Origin of the sequence: Neokomagataea tanensis (genome assembly GCF_006542335.1) — a bacterium.
Classification (GTDB): Bacteria; Pseudomonadota; Alphaproteobacteria; order Acetobacterales; family Acetobacteraceae; genus Gluconobacter; species Gluconobacter tanensis.
On record NZ_CP032485.1, the window covers coordinates 1,091,213 to 1,109,303 of the forward strand.

Here is an 18,091-nt window from a genome sequence, read left to right on the forward strand (position 1 = left end):
GAAAGCGGTTATGACGACTTACTATACGAAATCGCATGAGTGGATCCGTCTTGATGGCCAAGAAGCAACGGTCGGTATTACGACCCATGCTTCTGAAGAATTGGGCGAGCTGGTCTTTGTAGAGGCTAAGGATGAAGGCACTGAAGTTGCAGCGGGTGACGCAGCAGCCGTTGTGGAATCCGTAAAGGCAGCTTCTGATATTTATGCACCGGTTGCAGGCACTGTATCGGGTTTCAACGATCGTCTGTCTGACGAGCCGACGCTGGTTGGCTCTGACCCAGAAGGCGAGGGTTGGATTTTCCGTATGACGGTATCAAACCCGGAAGAGGTCACGAGCCTTCTGACGCGTGAGCAGTACGACGCGCTGTAATTCTCGCGTGATGTGATGATCGGCGGGTTTTAGAGGTTTTTTGTGTTGTTTCATGGGGTGGGATTTATCTTTTTCTGAAAGAAAAAGGATGTCCTACCTCACAAACAGTCCTCTCATTTGCAGGGGGGATAACGCAAAATCCCCTCATCACCGCCGAACGACAATAATTGACCTATCGTAGCCCGCTGCTGGGCTGCCCTGTGATGATGCAAAGAGTATTCCCATCGTGACAACGCTTTGGCCTCAGCCGACGGAATCCTTCAGTGCCCGCCATATTGGCCCGCGCTCCTCTGAAATTGATGCGATGTTGCAGGTGGTTGGGGCAAGCAGCCTTGATAGCCTGATTGACCGTACTGTGCCGGAAGCCATTCTTGATCGTGGAGATCATGGCGTTGGTGCGGCGCTGACAGAAGGCCAAGCTTTGGCACGTCTGCGCGGTATGGCAGAACGGAACCATGTTCTGACATCCATGATCGGTCAGGGCTATTATGACACGGTTCTGCCTGCAGTTATTCAGCGGAATATTTTGGAAAATCCGGCATGGTATACGGCTTACACGCCGTATCAGCCTGAGATTAGCCAAGGCCGTTTGGAAGCGCTTTTAAACTTCCAAACATTGGTTGCTGATTTAAGCGGGTTGGATATTGCGAACGCCTCGTTGCTGGATGAAGCGACGGCGTGTGCGGAAGCAATGGCATTGGCGCGTCGTGTGTGTAAGGCGAAGTCTGAGCGGTTTTTTGTGGATGCGGATACGCACCCGCAAACGCTTGCCGTGTTGCAAACACGTGCGGAGCCGTTGGGTTGGGAAATTGTCGTTGGTAATCCGTGGACGGACCTTGAGGGCCAAGAGGTCTTCGGTGCGTTGTTCTCTTATCCCGGTTCTTCTGGCGAGGTGCGCGACCCGCGTGCGGTGATTGAGGCGCTGCATGCCAAGGGTGCGATTGCGGCTGTGACGAGTGACCCTCTGGCACTTGTGATGCTGGAAAGCCCTGGTGCGCTGGGTGCGGATATTGCTGTTGGCTCCATGCAGCGCTTTGGTGTGCCGATGGGGGCCGGTGGCCCGCATGCTGGTTTCATGGCTACGCGTGATGCGTATAAGCGTCATTTGCCTGGCCGCTTGGTTGGTGTGTCCAAGGATAGCGCGGGTAACCCGGCGTACCGTTTGGCGCTGCAAACGCGTGAGCAGCATATTCGCCGCGAGAAAGCGACGTCGAATATTTGCACAGCGCAGGTTCTTTTGGCTGTTATTGCGTCCATGTACGCTGTTTACCATGGGCCAGAAGGTTTGCGCGCTATTGCGCAGCGCACGCATCGCATGGCGTCCATCCTTGCTGCTGGTTTGAGGGTGTTGGCTGTTAAGGTCGAGACAGAAAGCTTTTTTGACACGATTACGGTCTATGCAGGGGCGTCTGCGGCACTGGTGCTGGAGCGTGCGCGTGCGGTAGGGATCAACCTGCGCGATGCAGGCGAAGGCCGCCTAGGTCTGTCTTGCGATGAGACGACAGAAGCAGAGACGATCCGTGCGGTTTGGCGTTGTTTCTGCCCGGATGAAGCCCGTTTGGCTTCGCTGGAAGCAGGTTTGTCTGTAACGGAAGTTCTGCCGGCATCTATGCAGCGCAGTGCGGCGTTGCTAACGCACCCGGTATTTCACGCACATCGCTCCGAGACGGATTTGCTGCGCTACATGCGCGCGTTGTCTGATAAGGATCTGGCGCTGGACCGAACGATGATTCCGCTCGGTTCATGCACAATGAAGCTCAATGCGACCAGCGAGATGATTCCCATTACGTGGCCAGAATTTGCGCGTATTCATCCGTTCGCTCCAGCGGAGCAGCGCGAGGGCTATGCAGAATTATTCGCGTATCTGGAAGATGCGTTGTGCAAGATCTCAGGATATGACGCGGTATCTTTGCAGCCAAACTCCGGCGCGCAGGGTGAGTATGCTGGCCTTCTGGCGATCCGTGGTTACCATCGTGCACGCGGTGACGAAGCGCGTGATATCTGCCTGATCCCGGCATCTGCTCACGGTACCAACCCGGCATCGGCGCAGATGGTTGGCATGCGTGTGGTCGTTGTGGCGTGTGATACCGACGGGAACGTTGATGTTGATGATCTGAAGGCAAAGCTGGCGCAGCATGATGGTCGTGTTGCTGCGATCATGATTACTTATCCTTCAACGCATGGTGTGTTTGAGGAACGTGTGGTTGAGATTTGTGCGCTGGTGCATGATGCCGGCGGGCAGGTCTATTTGGATGGCGCTAATCTGAATGCTCAGGTTGGACTGGCGCGTCCGGGCAAGTATGGGGCGGATGTCTCGCACTTTAACCTGCACAAGACGTTCTGCATTCCGCATGGTGGCGGTGGGCCGGGTATGGGGCCAATCGGCGTTGGCGCGCATTTAGCTCCCTATTTGCCGGGTGCGTGTGATGTAGCGGTATCTGCGGCGCCGTATGGTTCAGCGTCAATTCTGCCAATTTCGACCGCCTACATCATGATGATGGGGGATGCTGGCTTACGGCACGCTACCGAGATTGCCATTTTGAACGCAAATTACATCACTGCGCGTCTGGCTGAGCATTACCCCGTTCTGTACCGGGGCAAAAACGGCTTTACGGCCCATGAATGCATTATTGATCTGCGCCCACTGAAGGATGCGTGTGGCGTAACGGTCGACGATATCGCCAAGCGCTTGATTGATCATGGATTCCACGCACCGACGGTGAGCTTCCCGGTTGCGGGAACATTCATGATTGAGCCAACGGAATCTGAAAACAAAGCTGAGCTTGACCGCTTCTGCGATGCGATGATTGCAATTCGTAAGGAGATTGCGGCTGTAGAGAGCGGTGATGTGGCGATCGAAGAAAGCGCGTTGCGCCATGCGCCGCACACGGTGGCGGATATGGCTGGCCCGTGGGAGCGTGCTTATACCCGTGAGGAAGGGTGCTTCCCAAACGGGGTGGATACGAGCAAATACTGGTCCCCGGTCGGGCGGTTGGATAATGCTTGGGGCGATCGGAACCTTGTGTGTTCCTGCCCGGATATATCAGAGTATTCCTAAAGAAAAACGGGGCTTCGGCCCCGTTTTTTTATGCGTGCTAGTGTAGAAGTAAAGCACGTAAACTTCTGCGTTTAAGGGCTGGATGCTTCGGCTAAGGAGAGTAGGGGTTGAGTGACATCAACCCAGTTCTCACCAGTAAGCACACCAAGATGCTCTGGGGTTATTTTTAAGCTGGCGTTGCGGCTACCTGCTGCTGGGTAGACAAACTCATGTGCCGTAAGGGAGCGGTCGCAGTATATCGCCAGAGGTGTTTTGAGGCCAAACGGGCATACTCCGCCGGGGGGATGTGAAGTGAGTGCTTCAACGTCTTCCCCATTTAAAAAGCGGGGTTTTCCGCCCAAGGCTTCGCGCGTTAGGCGGTTATCGAGGCGGCGTGTCCCAGCCATAACGATCAACACTGTCTGCGCGGTTTCTCCGGTACCAATTTTCACGCCAAGAGTTTTAGCGATTTGGTCTGGTTTCACATTAAGCGCTTTTGCGGCGTCTTCTACCGTGGCGCTTGAGAGGGCTGTTTGTATTGGTGCGAGGTCTTTCGCACGGACGGCAAGGTCTTGGATAACGCTCTCAAAGCTCATGAAGGGTTCCTTTTTGGGGCGGTACACACCATCTTGAAACAAGCTGTCAGATGATGACGGTAATTCATCAGATCGCAAAGTTATTTGCGCTCCGGCCTAAGAGGGACCTGTTCATGTCACATGCTGTACATGTTGTTGCGATTATCCGCGTAACCCCCGAGCGCGCACCAGAACTGGAGGCTGAATTAGCACGCTGCCTGCGTGATACGCGTAAGGAGGAAGGTTCTGTCTCTTACCAAATTAGTAAGGACCTTGAGGACATTGGGCGCTTTACTGCGGTTGAGGAATGGGCTTCTCAAGCGGCGTTTGAGGCGCATTTGAAAGCACCTCATTTTCAGGCTTTGGCGGCTTTGAGCGAAAAGCTCGAAGCTAAATTAGACATTATGCAGCTGCAGCCGCTAGACCCTGCGGCCTGAGCATTAGGATAGGACATCAAGACCATGGCGGATGTATTGTTCAGAGTTGAAGGCATGTCGTGCGAGGGGTGCAGCAAGCGGCTGCACACGGTTTTGTCCGCCGTCGCAGGGGTTGAGACGGTAGAGGTCACACTCAAACCGGGGGAAGCTAAAATCCGCTTCGATAGCGCGCAAGTTAGTGAGCCAGCATTGCGCGAGGCTATCGAAGACAGTGGATTTGATGTCGTGAACTAGGTTAGCGCTTGTAGACTGGGAGCCCAACGCCGTGCGTGATTGCAAGGGCGCGGAGTATAAATCCTGCGGCAATGCTGATGCTGACGGTTATGATGGGGGGCTGCCCTAGTTGTGTGAGTAGGACGTAAAGCCCTGAGGCGAGAGCAACTGCGGTAACGTATAGCTCTCGTCTAATGACGATTGACGGGACTCCGGCGAGTACATCGCGGAATATGCCGCCTAAGCAAGCGCTGACAACGCCCATAAGTAGAGCGGGCAGAGGTGGAATACCGTAGGCTGTTGCTTTGGCAGTGCCAAAAACGCCGTAAGCGGCAATACCCACGCCATCGAACCAGTCAACGGCGCGTTCGGGCCAAAGGCGGGAAGGGGTGAACCATACGGCTAGTGCGGCAAGGAGGCATGTAAGCGCGGTTGTTGAGTTGTGTAACCAAGCGACGGGTGCGCCGATGAAGAGGTCACGTATTGTGCCGCCACCGACACCTGTTATGACTGCGAAGAAGAAAAAAGTCAGAATATTTTGGCGCTTTTTAGCGGCTTCCAGCGCACCGGAAATGGCGAATACAGCAGTTCCGGCAACGTCCAGCATGCGCGTGGCGTGCGTTGAAAAGCTGTGTAAAGTGCCGGGAAAATTGGGTTGGAAATCCATTGAGAGAAGGGCTGCCTGAAGGTTTTCTGCGTAAGTTTGTGTGGAGAGCTGCATGATTGACAGGCTGCATGCTGGGTGTCACGTTTATTTTCGTATGACGAACTTCCCTATCTTTTTGGTTTATTATTACGGCCTCCTCTAAAGGTAGGTCGGGGTTCTTATTCAACATCCGAGGCTGCCAAGTGGTTGCGTCTCGGGTTGTCTGGCACGTGACGGTGGCCTCTCGCATGCGGTGAGGCGATTCATGTCTATCCAAGATTTATGCCAAGCTTATTTAGCGGCGTTAAATAAGGCGGACCTAAGCAAGGTTCTTTCGTTGTTTGCGGAAGGTGCGACGGTGACGTCACCGCTTTATGGTGTGTGTCCAGCGGTTGATTTTTACCAAAACCTGTTTGCTGATACGGACCGCTCTGAAACCCGACTAAAGGCGGTTTTTGAAGAAGTTGGGTTGGGCCAGTCCGTTGCGCTACAGTTCGAGTATGACTGGGTTTTGAAGAGTGGTCAGTTGGTGCGATTTGAGTGCGTGGATGTGTTTGAGCTTACGCAGGACAAAGAACGCTTTGCTGGGTTAAAAATTATCTACGACACAGCGCCGTTACGGGCTGACTTTGATGAGAGTAGACGGGGTTAATATAAAAAAAGCCCGGCGGATGGCCGGGCTTTTCTATGTCTAGTTCCGGATGGATTAGACGGAGTAGTACATTTCGAACTCAACTGGGTGTGGTGTGTGTTCGAACTTGTACACTTCGCTCCACTTCAGTTCGATGTAGCTTTCGATCTGATCTTTGGTGAAGACGTCACCTGCGAGGAGGAACTCGTAGTCCGCGCTCAGAGCCTCAAGTGCTTCACGCAGTGAGCCGCAAACTGTTGGGATTTGAGCCAACTCGTCCTTAGGCAGTTCGTACAGGTCCTTATCCATGGCTTCGCCTGGGTGGATCTTGTTACGGATACCGTCGATGCCAGCCATCAGCATTGCAGAGAATGCGAGGTAAGGGTTTGCTGTTGGGTCAGGGAAGCGAACTTCTACGCGCTTCGTCTTCGGGCTGGATCCGTGGGGGATACGGCATGAAGCAGAGCGGTTTGCTGCGGAGTAAGCGAGCAGAACAGGCGCTTCGAAGCCCGGGATCAGGCGCTTGTAGGAGTTGGTTGAAGGGTTGGTGAAGGCGTTCAGAGCCTTAGCGTGCTTGATGATGCCACCGATGTAGAACAGAGCATCTTCAGACAGGCCAGCATATTGGTCACCTGCGAAAGCTGGCTTGCCATCGCGCCAGATTGACTGGTGAACGTGCATGCCTGAGCCGTTATCGCCAGCGATTGGCTTTGGCATGAATGTTGCTGTTTTGCCGTAGGAATGTGCAACATTGTGGACGCAGTACTTGTAGATCTGCATGAAGTCAGCAGATTTTACGAGTGTAGCGAACTTTGTACCCAGCTCATGCTGTGAGCGTGCCACTTCGTGGTGGTGCTTTTCGATTGGCAGGCCCATTTCGCCCATTGTGGACAGCATTTCGGCGCGGAGGTCGTGCTCGCTGTCAACTGGGGGAACTGGGAAGTAACCACCCTTGAGGGTTGGACGGTGGCCCATGTTGCCTTCTGGGTAAGCCTTCAGGCCAGCTTCTGGGCCTTCGATGCTTTCCAGCTCGTATGTGCCGTAGTTTGTGCCTGTGCCAAAGCGTACGCTGTCGAAGATGAAGAACTCAGCTTCCGGACCAAAGAACGCAGTGTCGCCCAAGCCTGAGGACTGGAGGTAAGCTTCAGCCAGCTTAGCTGTTGAACGTGGGTCGCGGTTGTAGAACTTGCCTGTGCGAGGGTCCACGATGTCACAGATCAGGATCAGCTGTGGTTTGGCTGAAAATGGGTCCATAACGGCGGTTTCTGGGTCCGGCAGGAGAACCATGTCGGACTCGTTAATGGCTTTCCAACCCTGAATGGAAGAACCATCGAACATGAAACCCTCTGTGAAGGTGTCGTCTTCAATGGTGCTTACTGTTTGGGTGGTGTGGTGCCATTTGCCCTTTGGATCCGTGAAGCGCAGGTCAACGAACTCTGCTGCATGTTCTTGGATCAGGGAAAAGACGCGAGCGACGGCTTCTGCGTTGGGAGCCGGAACGGATGAGTCGGTCTGAGTCATTGGACTGTAACGCCTTAACTTAGTGTGAACGGCATCAAAACGATTAGGGGACATTTGCCTCGCTGTCGAGGGTGTGTCGTATAAGAAAAAGCAGAGAATTACTCTTGGAAATAGGAGGGGTTTTGTCCAGATCTGGTGTTGACGTCAGGTGCCCTCTGATTTGATGTGTGTGATGGTGAGGAAGCCGATTAGGAATGAGCATGAAGACCCCAAACACGATGCTGTCGGCGCTGCCGACGACAATTTTCACGCGTATGTCGCAATTGGCTGTGCAGCATAATGCCATAAATTTGGGGCAAGGTTTTCCGGATACTGAAGGGCCTGACGATATTGTGACGTATGCGGCCGATGCGTTGCGCGATCAGCGTAACCAATATGCTCCGCTTACGGGATTGCCGGAACTGCGTGAGGCGGTGGCGGAATCGAACAAGCGCTTTTATGGTTTGGAGGTTGATGCAGCGTCTGAAGTGGTAGTGACGTCTGGGGCAACGGAAGCTCTTGCGGCAAGTCTGACAGCAGTGATCAATCCCGGTGATGAAGTGGTGCTTATTGAACCGCTTTATGACACTTACCTTCCGATGATCCGTTTGTTGGGGGCTGTTCCTAAATGTGTGCGCCTTGAGCCGCCTTCGTGGGAGCTTTCGCTTGAAGCACTTAGAGGCGCTTTCAGCCCTAAAACAAAAGCGATCCTTTTAAACTCTCCCATGAATCCAGCTGGAAAAGTCTTCTCGTATGACGAGTTGAGCGCAATTGCCGAGTTGGTGCGAGAGTACGATGCTTACGCCATCTGCGATGAGGTTTATGAGCATTTAACGTTTCACGTGAAACATTATCCCCTCATGACCTTTCCCGGTATGCGGGAGCGGTGCATGAGAATTGGCAGTGCTGGTAAGAGTTTTTCTCTGACGGGCTGGAAAGTGGGGTATGTGACAGCATGTGCGTCTCTGGCAGCGTTGGTTGCAAAAGCACATCAGCTTTATGTTTTTGCTACGGCGCCTAATTTGCAGCGTGCTGTTGCTTACGGCTTGCGTAAGGACGACACATATTATCAAGAGCTGGCAGCTTCTTTAGAAGCGCGCCGGGATTTGTTGCGCGATGGCCTGCACGAGTTGGGTTTTAAAACCTTGCCTGCGGATGGAAGTTACTTTGTTGTTGCGGATATTACGCCCTTAGCGAAAGGCCGTGACGATGTTGCGTTTGCTGAGTGGTTGGTAGAGGCGGCTGGTGTTGCAACGATCCCTGTTTCAGCGTTTTACGACGCAGACTCCGCTAAGCCGCCGCAAAATCTGATACGGTTTGCGTTCTGTAAGCAGCCCGATGTGCTAAAAGAAGCATTGAAACGCCTCAAGGCCGCTTTGGCCTGATATGACAGTGAAAGATACGGACCTCATGTTAAATTCCAGCGCGACAGAAAAGCTCCAGAACGGTTCCGCGCTGGAGACGACAGATCATTTGTTTTTTGGACGGGCAAAAAGTGAGCTGTCTCTCCATGCTGCTGAACGGGCCGTTCAGAGTGTTTTGGCAGATGTGGATGATGGTGAGTTGTTTTTGGAATACCGCGAAAATGAGGGGCTATCCTTTGACGACGGGACGATCCGCTCGGCCAGCTTCACCACAACATCAGGCTTTGGTTTACGTGCGGTTTTGGGGAATGAAACCGCATTTGCACATTCAGACGAATTAAGTGATGCAGCTTTGTTGCGCGCGGTGGATGCTGTTGGGGCGTTGGCTCAGGGGCGCAGTGGTAATGCAGCATTAGCGCCCAACCTTGCGGGTCCGTCTTTATATGACACTAAGCGGCCCTTAGAGGGCACGGAGTTCGCGCAAAGGGCTGAGATACTAGCGGAAATTGATGCATATGCGCGAGCTTTGGATACCCGTGTGGTACAGGTCAGTGCGAGCTTGAGTTCTGAGTGGCAAGCTGTACAGATTATGCGCCGGGCAGGTGATGGTGAGCGCCTAGCGGATTTGCGTCCATTAGTGCGTTTGGGAGTGAGCGTCGTGGTGGAGCATGGCGGCGTGCGCGAAAGTGGCTCTCATGGGTTGGGTGGGCGTTACACGCTTGAGCGCCTTTTAGCCCCTGAGGTATGGAAACATGCGGCAGATGAAGCGCTGCGTCAGGCTTTGATTAACTTGGATGCTCAGCCCGCTCCTGCGGGGGAGATGGAGGTTGTGCTTGGTGCGGGGTGGCCCGGTATCCTTTTGCATGAAGCCGTGGGTCACGGTTTGGAGGGGGATTTTAACCGGAAAGGGACGTCTTCCTTCAGCGGGATGATTGGGCAACGTGTAGCATCTCCCGGTGTGACGGTTGTTGATGATGGGACAATACCCGAGCGTCGCGGATCACTTACTATCGATGATGAAGGAACACCGACGGGGCGTAATGTTTTAATTGAAGACGGTATCCTCAAAGGCTATCTGCAGGATCGCCAGAATGCGCGTTTGATGGGTGTTGCTCCAACGGGTAATGGCCGACGTGAATCCTATGCCCATGCACCTATGCCACGCATGACAAATACGGTGATGCTTGGTGGTTCAGCCTCAACAGAGGAGATGATCCGCTCGGTTAAAAATGGTCTGTATGCGGTGAATTTCGGTGGCGGTCAGGTCGATATTACTTCCGGTAAATTCGTTTTTGCGGCCTCCGAGGCGTACAGGATCGAGGATGGAAAAGTTACCACGCCGGTCAAAGGTGCCACGCTCATTGGCAACGGTGCAGATGCGATGAATAAAATTTCTATGATCGGGCAGGATATGGCTCTCGATCCTGGTATTGGGACGTGTGGTAAAGCTGGGCAGGGTGTTCCGGTCGGGGTTGGGCAGCCCACGCTTAAGTTGGCTGGTTTGACTGTCGGCGGGACTGTCTAACGAAATGCCGCACCATCAGACCAAATTTTTGACTGAAGGCGCGCGGCTCGATCGCGTGCTTGAGCGATTGCCTAAAGATTGGCGAATTACGATAGAGCGTGATGAGACGATGTTTTGGTCTGTTGTATTAGCTGACCCAGAGGGGAGCTGCGTGTCTGAGACCGGGGCTTCATTGGGGGAGGCGCTTGAGACGGCGTGGCGTGCTTTACGCCGTCCGCCGTCGGAAAGTGGCCGTTAGCTGATGCCGGTGTTGCGACTATCGGTACAGGTGAGAGAGAAGAAGATGTCTGACGAGCGGTTGAAGTAAAAACTGAATCGCTAGCAGAAGAATGAAGGGTGCGAAGTCCAAGCCGCCTGTGGCGGGAAGAAGCCTGCGGATGGGATTTAAAAACGGTTCAACGAGGCGGCCGAGCGTTGTGTAAAGGCCGTAGAAAAAGCGGTTCTGAATGTTTAGCACGCCATAGCCGAGCAGCATGGACAAGATGCAGTATCCAAGCAGCATCCATGTAAAAACACGAATGAGAAGTTGGATCAGAAGGTATAATTCGATCATTCAGCTGCCTTATCGACAAGAAGAAAACAAAAAACGTGACATGAGTTTGTTATAAAACGGGTAAACCTGAATATAGGTTTTATCGGTCTTGTTGAAAGACGACAACAGGCAGGTCCAAGCCGTTTTTATAATCGTGTAGCGCGGGAGGGCATGTCTGCTGGCTGTTTCTGGCAGAGTTATGTCCGCTCAGAGTGTGCTAGATTGTATCATAGCGGTAAGTGAAAGCGATATTTCATTTCATGTGGATATAGGGTGCGGGGGAGATTGGCTGGTGACTGTGTGTGCGGGTGCGTGGGGTTTTCAATCGCGAAAGATGAGAGTCCTCGCTGGGGTTTCGGCTTTAGCTTTAATGAGTATGGGGCCTTTATCTGCTGTGGCGGCCGATAAAACAGGGCAAAAACAACCGAAATCCACGCATGGTTCATATTCGGCAACTCCCAAGCCAGAGACAATTACAGTACAGGGGTTTGCAGACCGTAATGATGGCCACCAGCCTGGGGGGGGACTTATTCGTCCACAATCTGGTGTGAAGTCTGTCAGCACTGTTGGTCAAGATTACATTATGAAGCAGGCGCCGATGGCGACGGCGTTTCAGTTAATCTCTCTATTACCGGGGGCGAATGTTGCCACGACGGATCCTATGGGGTTTTCACCCAATACGGATTTGACAGTACGGGGTTTGAGCAATGATTCAATCGGCTATGTGTTAGAGGGCATGCCGATGAACGACTTGGCTGCGTATAGCGGGACGCCGAGCCAGTTTGCAGATAGTGAGAATTATCAAGAAATTGCCCTTCAGCAAGGATCTTCAGATTTAAGCAGCCCGGTGCTGAATGCTGTTGGAGGCTTGGTCAATTTGACGTTCCGTGATCCGGCGCTAAAAGCCGGTGGTTATGCGTCTGTCTCGTATGGGTCTTACGACACAAATCGTGAGTTTATCCGGTTGGACACGGGGGAGATTGGGCGCTCCGGCATCCGTGGATTTATCTCGTATTCACAGGGTGCGACGGATAATTGGCGTGGCCCAGGGCGAGACAAGAAACAGCACGTTGATTTGAAGGTTTTAAAAAAGTGGGGCAACGGTAATCGTGTAAGTTTTGTGGGTACGTTTAATACGACAATTACCAGTTGGTACCTCCAGCCGACGATGGCGTCATGGAAAGCTGATGGTATTGGCGGGAGTAATAACCTAAGCGGCACCTATAATTCACAAAATTTAGAAGATGCAGCAAATTATTGGCGTTTGTGGCGTGATGGTGAAAGGACCATTTACGGCGGATTACCGGTCCACTTGAATTTGAGCAGCCATTGGTCTGTTGATGCAGAAGCCTATTCGCAGATGGCTTATGGCAACTGGCCGGGGGGCACAACCTTGCCCACAACCAACTTGTACCAAGGGACAGAGCCTGTTGCTGGTACATTCGAATTCCCCACTATTCAAGATGGTTATGGTGTGGTGCGTGCGGATTACACCCAGCGCAGTTTCCGCTCAGGCCTGAACATGGCCGCGCACTATAAACGAGACTGGAATGATCTGACCTTTGGATATTGGTATGATTACGGCGATGACAATCAGAAGCAACCTTTCACAGCCGTGCAGATGGATGGTACCGCTCCCGATATCTGGGCTGAAAAAGCATCCTACTTTGTAGCGCTACCCAACGGACAACCCTTATTAGGGGATAGTTTTCATACAATCTCTCAAACAAATGCGTTGTTTGTGGGGGACCATATGGCGCTGTTGGGGGACCGTTTGTCAGTGGATATCGGTTTGAAAGCTGTCATGATGAGCCGGCGAGGGACGAACAACATGCCGGGCCCGCAATATAACGCAAATTCCAACAGCTTTGAGCCTTTGCCGCGGTTGGGAGTCCGGTGGCGGATTGATAACCAAAACCAACTTTTCGCCAATGTGATGACAAATTTCAGGGCACCAAGTCAGCCTGCATTGTACAATATTTATGACCCAAGTTCGGGTAGTGTTTGGACGCAAGGGGCGACGAATGTTCGGAATGAGTATTCGATTTCTGAAGAATTTGGGTACCGCCGGACTGGGCGTTGGCTGATCGGAAGCGTGACGTTCTTCAATTACAATTTTACCAATCGCCAGATTCAAGCTGAGGCTGTGCAGAATGGCTCAGTTATATCAACGACATTAAACGCAGGCGGTCAGACATCGCGTGGGGTAGACATAGAAATGGGTCTACGCCCTTGGCACAATTTTGCGCCTTACGTTTCGGGTGAGTATCTGCACGCCACGATTGATAATGATATTCTTGCAGGGGACGATTATGTACCCACGCGCGGGAAACGCGCTGTGCGCAGCCCGACCCTGCAAGCATCTGGTGGGGTAACATACGATGATGGGCACGTCTTTGGTGTGGCGACCATACGTTACACAGGACATCAATATGCGACATTCATGAATGATGAGCGGATGCCGGACCACACGATGGGTGATCTTACAATCGGCTATCGCTTTTCAGATCATGTGCGTTTGCATCAACCGACCCTTCGTATGAATTTTATGAACATCACAAACCAGCATTATTTGTCTGGTGTTGCTGGCCCTACGTTGAATGCCAAAGATGTCACTGGCGTTTCGGGTACGACAATAGCAGGTTCCGCACCTAGTTATTATATCGGTGGAGGTTTTGCAGCGTTGTTTACAGCATCCACTGGTTTTTAATGTGTGTAAAAAGGTTATCTGGGCTTTGATTGCAGGAAGATGGCGGTGAAAAACGAGTTTATTTCTCCGTCGTCAGACCATTTTGTGCACGGCTTGGGCAATTCTTTGCAAAAGCCTGACTGGCCGGTTTTGTGTGAGGGTGAGCTCTCAACACTATTGGATCAGCATTATGAGGTTGGCCCTTTGCGGGCTATAGAATGGCGTAGTCCGCGGCCTTTTTCGTCTGCGGCGCGGATATCGACGGCGCAGGGTGGTTTTTTTATTAAGCGGCATGGGAGGGCGCTGCGAAGCGTGGCAGACCTCCAAGCTGAGCACCACTTCATGTCTTATCTGGCGAAAAGCGGTATGAATGTGGCGCAGGTCGTTCCTACGAAATCTGGAGCGACAGCGTTTGCGAATGACGGCTGGACGTATGAGTTGCACTGCGCGGCGCCTGGTGAAGACCTGTATCAAGATCGTACATCCTGGACGCCTTTCTTAAGCGGGGAACAGGCGTTCGAAGCCGGAAAAGTGCTTGCTGAACTGCATCGGGCTGCGGTTCATTATGATGCTCCTGCGCGTTCAGCCCGCATGTTGATTATGAACATGCGTTTATTTGGTACGCGCAACCCATTAACTGCTTTGAAGGCAGAGATTTCGAAGCATGTTGGGCTGAATGCTTTTTTTTCACATAAAAATTGGCAGGAAGACATTTTAGAGCGTGTTGTAGAACCGTTTCATGCTGCTGCATATGCGGCGTTGCAAACGGCTCCGCCGCTTTGGGGGCATGGGGACTGGCATGGCTCTAATTTACTCTGGAGCGGTTGTGGGCCTGCTGCTTCTGTTTCAACGGTATTGGATTTTGGCTTGGCGGACAAAAGTACTGCTTTGCTTGATGTTGCGACTGCCTTGGAACGCAGCATGGTGCCGTGGCTGCAGATGGAGCATGGCGAAGAGCCTGTCGCAAATGTGGAACAGACGACCTGCTTTCTTAGAGGCTATGCCTTTGTTTCTGGGTGGGGCTCGAATGAGCTTTCAGCATTGGCCGATATATTGCCTATCGCACATACTAATTTTGCTTTTAGTGAGATCGATTATTTTTATAGTTTGTTGAAAAATGAGGAGAATGCCGACTTGGCTTATAGTGGCTACCTTTTGGGGCATTCTGATTGGTTTGGTAGAGCTGAGGGTAAGCGGTGGTTGCGTCATATTAAAACACTGAATCTTTAGGGTTATGTGATGTCTTGGCTGGAAATTATAGGCGTCATTACGAATGTACTGGGTGTCTGGCTGACTGTCAGGCGCAACATGCTGTGTTGGCCTATCGGAATCGTTGGGGTTTCTGTCTATTGCTATCAGTTTTTGTTATGGAAGCTTTATAGCGATACGGCTTTGCAGGCATTCTATGCGGTTACACTGCTCTACGGGTGGTGGGTTTGGTGTAAAGATCAGCACAGCGGGGAACAGTCGGGACTCGTTGTTACGCGTGCCAGCTACCGTCGGTTTGGCCTTGAGATCATCTTCACTTTGGCCAGTACAGCGTGTGTGGGGTGGGTTTTAGCGACATTTACGGATGACCCCCTGCCGTGGGGTGATGCTGGCCTGACATGCTTCAGCCTTTTGGCATCTTTATGGGCATCCCGCCGGCACTGGGAGAGCTGGGTGCTTTGGATTGTGGTGGATACCCTTTATGCCGCGCTATTTTTTGTACGGCACGACCAGCTGACGGCCTGGCTGTACGTTATGTTTACGGTCTTAGCGGCGTATGGTGCTTGGCAGTGGAAAACAGAATTCCAAAAAAATATCCCTGCTGTTGAGGGATGAAATTCCCCCTTCCGATTGGGAAGGGGAAAGCCAGGTATTAATTGCCTGTTTTTGGAAGTGCATAAACGACGAGGTCGTCCGTGACTGGAGTCATCATGAAGTGATGTCCGCCAGCCATAATGGCAATGTATTGTCGGCCCTTGTATTCGTAAGTCATAGGCGTGGCCTGACCGCCGCCAGGAAGAACATCGCTCCAGACTGTTTTACCTGTTTTGATGTCGATAGCGCGGATTAGATTGTCTGTCGCAGCGGCTACAAAGACGAGGCCACCGGCAGTGATGATGGGGCCACCGTTATTTGGGGTACCAATTTTAAGCGGTAGATATGTTGGTAAGCCAAATGGGCCGTTTGCGCGGGCTGTCCCAAGTGGGGTTTGCCACAGGACTTTGCGTGTGTGCATGTCGATGGCGGTGATGGCACCATAAGGCGGTTTGTTGCACATCATGCCTGTGAACTGGTCCCAGAAAGGTGTGACGACAATACCGTATGGTGTGTCTGCCTGTGCACCATTTCCTTCAGCGCCGCCTGATTTGGCATCAAAATAGGGGGAATCGATAGGGCGCATGCCGAGCTTGTCTGCGCGACGGCGCGTAACAAGCTGGTCGTACATTGGTGTGTTGTTCCAGTTTGCGATCAGGATGCCTGTTTTGGCGTCATACGCCATGCTGCCCCAGTCAGAGCCGCCGTTATAGCCTGGGTATTCAATCCATGGCTTGTCGAGGGATGGTGCTGTGAATTCACCCTCGTACCGTGCGCGGCGGAACTTGATGCGACAGAAAAGCTGATCAATAGGTGACATGCCCCACATGTCGCTTTCCTTGAGGGGAGGAAAGCCAAGGCGCGGCATGCCTGTGGACCAAGGTTGTGTGGCCGCTCTTGGGTCGCCCGGGATGTGCCCGGCTGGTGCGGGGCGTTCTTCCACAGGGAGGAGGGGTTTACCTGTAGCGCGGTCAAGTACGAAGGTTTCCCCACGCTTCGTCGGAACGATAAGTGCGGGTACTGGGCCGTGATCTGTTGGGAAGTCGAATTTCGTGGCTTGTGAGCCGAGGTCATAATCCCAAACGTCTTTATGAACGGTTTGGAAGACCCAACGTGGCGAGCCTGTTTTAACGTCGATCGCGACTATAGACGAGGAGACGGCGTTTTCTTCAGGGGTACGTAGAGCTGAGTAATAATCTGCCGCTGAATTGCCTGTAGGGACGTAGACCAAGCCGAGGGCGTTGTCGCCGGTCATTGCAGCCCATGAGTTTGGTGTGCCGCGGCTGTAGTGCTCACCCGGTGCTGGTTGGCTGTGGTCATTGGGGCGGTTTACGTCCCATGCCCAGAGAAATTTGCCACTTTCGGCATCGTATCCACGGATAACACCAGAGGGTGCCCATCGTCTTTGACCGTCTAGAACTTCTTGGTTTGTGACAATAACACCGTTGATGATTGGGGGAGGGGCAGTTTCAGAAACGAAGCCGGGAACGGACTCGCCCATACCTTGCATCAGGTTAATTTGGCCGTTGAAGCCAAAGTTTTTGCAGGCTTCACCAGTATCGGCATCAACTGAGATGAGGCGTTCATCCAAGGTCGCTTCAACGATGCGGTTATGGCACGGTTGGCCTTCGGGAGTAGTGGAAGAAGTGTAGTAGACGACGCTTTTACAGGCTGCGGTATAAGGAATGGAATGAAACTGTACACCTGCTTTGAAGCGCCATATTTCACGGCCCGTGGCAGGGTCCAACTTCATCATGTCGTTTGTGGCGGAGCACATATACAAACCATCCCCGACTTTAAGAGGGGTGGTTTCAGCGGCCCATTTATTGGCTTGGCCGGGGGCTGGTTTACTGCCCGTATGGTAGATAAAGGCGCGCTGTAACTGACCTACATTTTCAGGTGTGATCTGCGCTAATGGTGAGTAGCGGCTAGCATCATCATCGCGTCCATACGCAGCCCAGTCACCTTCAGCCGGTGTTGCACTTTGCTGTGGCACCATAGGTGTAACTTCAGCAGGGTCCATTGAGGGATTGTCTGGGAGATTGGCTGCGTTAACGCCTGCTGCCTGTGGCGCGAATGGGGACGGTGCGCCGAATTTTGAATTAACAGATGGCCCTTCTTCTTGCGGGCTACTACCCGGGATTGAAGAGGCGTGTTCCGATGCGACTTGTGCTTTTGCAGGAGAAACGAAAGAGCTGCATGTCGCGAGGGAGAGTGCGCTGGCGGCGAGGAGAGAAATACGCATCAGAATGCTGCTCCTGACTGCGAAGTTGCGGGGCGGCTTGTGTGGGTGTTGCGCCGTTTGAGTGTTGGTATGATCAACAAAACAAGAATGGCGATAAGTGACGGGCCAAACAGGCGAGGCAAAAGGCCCCATCCATCAAAGCCGACTTCCCAGAGGGACCAGACGGCTGTGCCGAACCATGCAAGTAGATAGGCTGTTGCGCCAATGGTGCGGCCGAGCATGATTTGTATGCCGGAGAAAACAACGACGGCTCCGCAGATGGTATAATACCACGAGCCGCCAAGAGCGATGAGATCAGCTCCCATAATAACCATGGGGAGCCCGAGGAGTGTGATGATCGCGCCTAGAACAAAAGCGCACCAGTCACGTGGGTGGCTGGGCCAGCGCATGTTGGACATGAGAGGACCTCCTGCAAATTGTGGAGGTGCAGGATGCAGTATTGTGCGATATTTTAACAAGTCTATTTTGGCATATAACGCCTTTTTGACAAATGAAAATTAAGTTCGACTTGTGCCCATAAAATA

Annotated in this window: 17 protein-coding genes; 11 read left to right on the forward strand and 6 right to left on the reverse strand. The window is 52.7% G+C overall.

The window, feature by feature from the left end:
* Positions 1 to 10: 10 nt before the first annotated feature.
* Both gcvH and gcvP read left to right on the forward strand, forming a co-directional pair.
* Entirely contained in the window at positions 11 to 370 is a 360-nt protein-coding gene (gene gcvH, locus D5366_RS05035) for a glycine cleavage system protein GcvH (protein WP_141492547.1), read from the forward strand.
* A 226-nt stretch (positions 371 to 596) separates the two neighbouring features.
* Positions 597 to 3,428, forward strand: a complete 2,832-nt coding sequence (gene gcvP / locus D5366_RS05040; RefSeq protein ID WP_141492548.1) for an aminomethyl-transferring glycine dehydrogenase — start codon at positions 597 to 599, stop codon at positions 3,426 to 3,428.
* 71 nt (positions 3,429 to 3,499) lie between these two features.
* Here gcvP and D5366_RS05045 read toward each other — a convergent pair whose 3' ends face one another.
* Positions 3,500 to 4,003, reverse strand: coding sequence for a YbaK/EbsC family protein (locus D5366_RS05045; protein ID WP_141492549.1), 504 nt, complete (start codon positions 4,001 to 4,003; stop codon positions 3,500 to 3,502).
* Positions 4,004 to 4,116: 113 nt separating this feature from the next.
* Between D5366_RS05045 and D5366_RS05050 the strand changes: the two genes are divergently transcribed.
* The gene (locus D5366_RS05050) at positions 4,117 to 4,419 is read left to right on the forward strand and encodes a putative quinol monooxygenase (RefSeq protein WP_141492550.1); all 303 of its coding nucleotides are present in this window, start codon (positions 4,117 to 4,119) and stop codon (positions 4,417 to 4,419) included.
* 24 nt (positions 4,420 to 4,443) lie between these two features.
* Positions 4,444 to 4,653 (forward strand): heavy-metal-associated domain-containing protein, encoded by a 210-nt coding sequence (locus tag D5366_RS05055; RefSeq protein WP_141492551.1) that lies wholly within the window; start codon positions 4,444 to 4,446, stop codon positions 4,651 to 4,653.
* A 1-nt stretch (position 4,654) separates the two neighbouring features.
* Here D5366_RS05055 and D5366_RS05060 read toward each other — a convergent pair whose 3' ends face one another.
* On the reverse strand, positions 4,655 to 5,353 hold the full coding sequence (locus D5366_RS05060) for a trimeric intracellular cation channel family protein (protein WP_240775356.1): 699 nt from the start codon (positions 5,351 to 5,353) through the stop codon (positions 4,655 to 4,657).
* A 190-nt stretch (positions 5,354 to 5,543) separates the two neighbouring features.
* On the opposite strand from D5366_RS05060, the gene D5366_RS05065 reads away from it, so the two are divergent.
* Complete coding sequence (locus tag D5366_RS05065; RefSeq protein ID WP_141492552.1) at positions 5,544 to 5,930, forward strand: nuclear transport factor 2 family protein; 387 nt, start codon at positions 5,544 to 5,546, stop codon at positions 5,928 to 5,930.
* 54 nt (positions 5,931 to 5,984) lie between these two features.
* Here D5366_RS05065 and glnA read toward each other — a convergent pair whose 3' ends face one another.
* A complete protein-coding gene (glnA, locus tag D5366_RS05070; RefSeq protein WP_170211049.1) occupies positions 5,985 to 7,430 on the reverse strand; it encodes a type I glutamate--ammonia ligase in 1,446 nt (481 codons plus the stop codon).
* Positions 7,431 to 7,630: 200 nt separating this feature from the next.
* Here glnA and D5366_RS05075 point away from each other — a divergent pair, with 200 nt between their 5' ends.
* The 3 genes from D5366_RS05075 to D5366_RS05085 are packed head-to-tail and all read left to right on the forward strand — an operon-like array spanning position 7,631 to position 10,536.
* Positions 7,631 to 8,794, forward strand: coding sequence for an aminotransferase (locus tag D5366_RS05075; protein WP_141492553.1), 1,164 nt, complete (start codon positions 7,631 to 7,633; stop codon positions 8,792 to 8,794).
* A gap of 25 nt (positions 8,795 to 8,819) precedes the next feature.
* Positions 8,820 to 10,298, forward strand: a complete 1,479-nt coding sequence (gene tldD, locus D5366_RS05080; protein ID WP_141492554.1) for a metalloprotease TldD — start codon at positions 8,820 to 8,822, stop codon at positions 10,296 to 10,298.
* A gap of 4 nt (positions 10,299 to 10,302) precedes the next feature.
* Positions 10,303 to 10,536: a hypothetical protein gene (locus D5366_RS05085; protein WP_141492555.1), complete on the forward strand. Its 234-nt coding sequence runs from the start codon at positions 10,303 to 10,305 to the stop codon at positions 10,534 to 10,536.
* A gap of 18 nt (positions 10,537 to 10,554) precedes the next feature.
* Here D5366_RS05085 and D5366_RS12125 read toward each other — a convergent pair whose 3' ends face one another.
* Positions 10,555 to 10,851 carry a YggT family protein gene (locus D5366_RS12125; protein ID WP_141492556.1) on the reverse strand — a complete coding sequence of 99 codons (297 nt, stop codon included), beginning with the start codon at positions 10,849 to 10,851 and terminating at the stop codon, positions 10,555 to 10,557.
* Positions 10,852 to 11,200: 349 nt separating this feature from the next.
* On the opposite strand from D5366_RS12125, the gene D5366_RS05095 reads away from it, so the two are divergent.
* From D5366_RS05095 to pnuC, 3 genes are read left to right on the forward strand one after another with little or no spacing between them, the layout of a single operon-like run.
* On the forward strand, positions 11,201 to 13,540 hold the full coding sequence (locus tag D5366_RS05095; RefSeq protein WP_240775357.1) for a TonB-dependent receptor: 2,340 nt from the start codon (positions 11,201 to 11,203) through the stop codon (positions 13,538 to 13,540).
* A gap of 45 nt (positions 13,541 to 13,585) precedes the next feature.
* Positions 13,586 to 14,749, forward strand: coding sequence for a phosphotransferase enzyme family protein (locus tag D5366_RS05100; protein ID WP_170211050.1), 1,164 nt, complete (start codon positions 13,586 to 13,588; stop codon positions 14,747 to 14,749).
* Between the two features lie 9 nt (positions 14,750 to 14,758).
* A complete protein-coding gene (pnuC, locus tag D5366_RS05105) occupies positions 14,759 to 15,343 on the forward strand; it encodes a nicotinamide riboside transporter PnuC (protein WP_141492559.1) in 585 nt (194 codons plus the stop codon).
* 37 nt (positions 15,344 to 15,380) lie between these two features.
* Here the strand turns inward: pnuC and D5366_RS05110 are convergent, their stop codons facing one another.
* A complete protein-coding gene (locus D5366_RS05110) occupies positions 15,381 to 17,567 on the reverse strand; it encodes a pyrroloquinoline quinone-dependent dehydrogenase (protein WP_141492560.1) in 2,187 nt (728 codons plus the stop codon).
* On the reverse strand, positions 17,567 to 17,965 hold the full coding sequence (locus D5366_RS05115; RefSeq protein ID WP_141492561.1) for a glycerol dehydrogenase: 399 nt from the start codon (positions 17,963 to 17,965) through the stop codon (positions 17,567 to 17,569). The genes D5366_RS05110 and D5366_RS05115 overlap by 1 nt, the downstream gene beginning before the upstream one ends.
* Between the last annotated feature and the right edge of the window lie 126 nt (positions 17,966 to 18,091).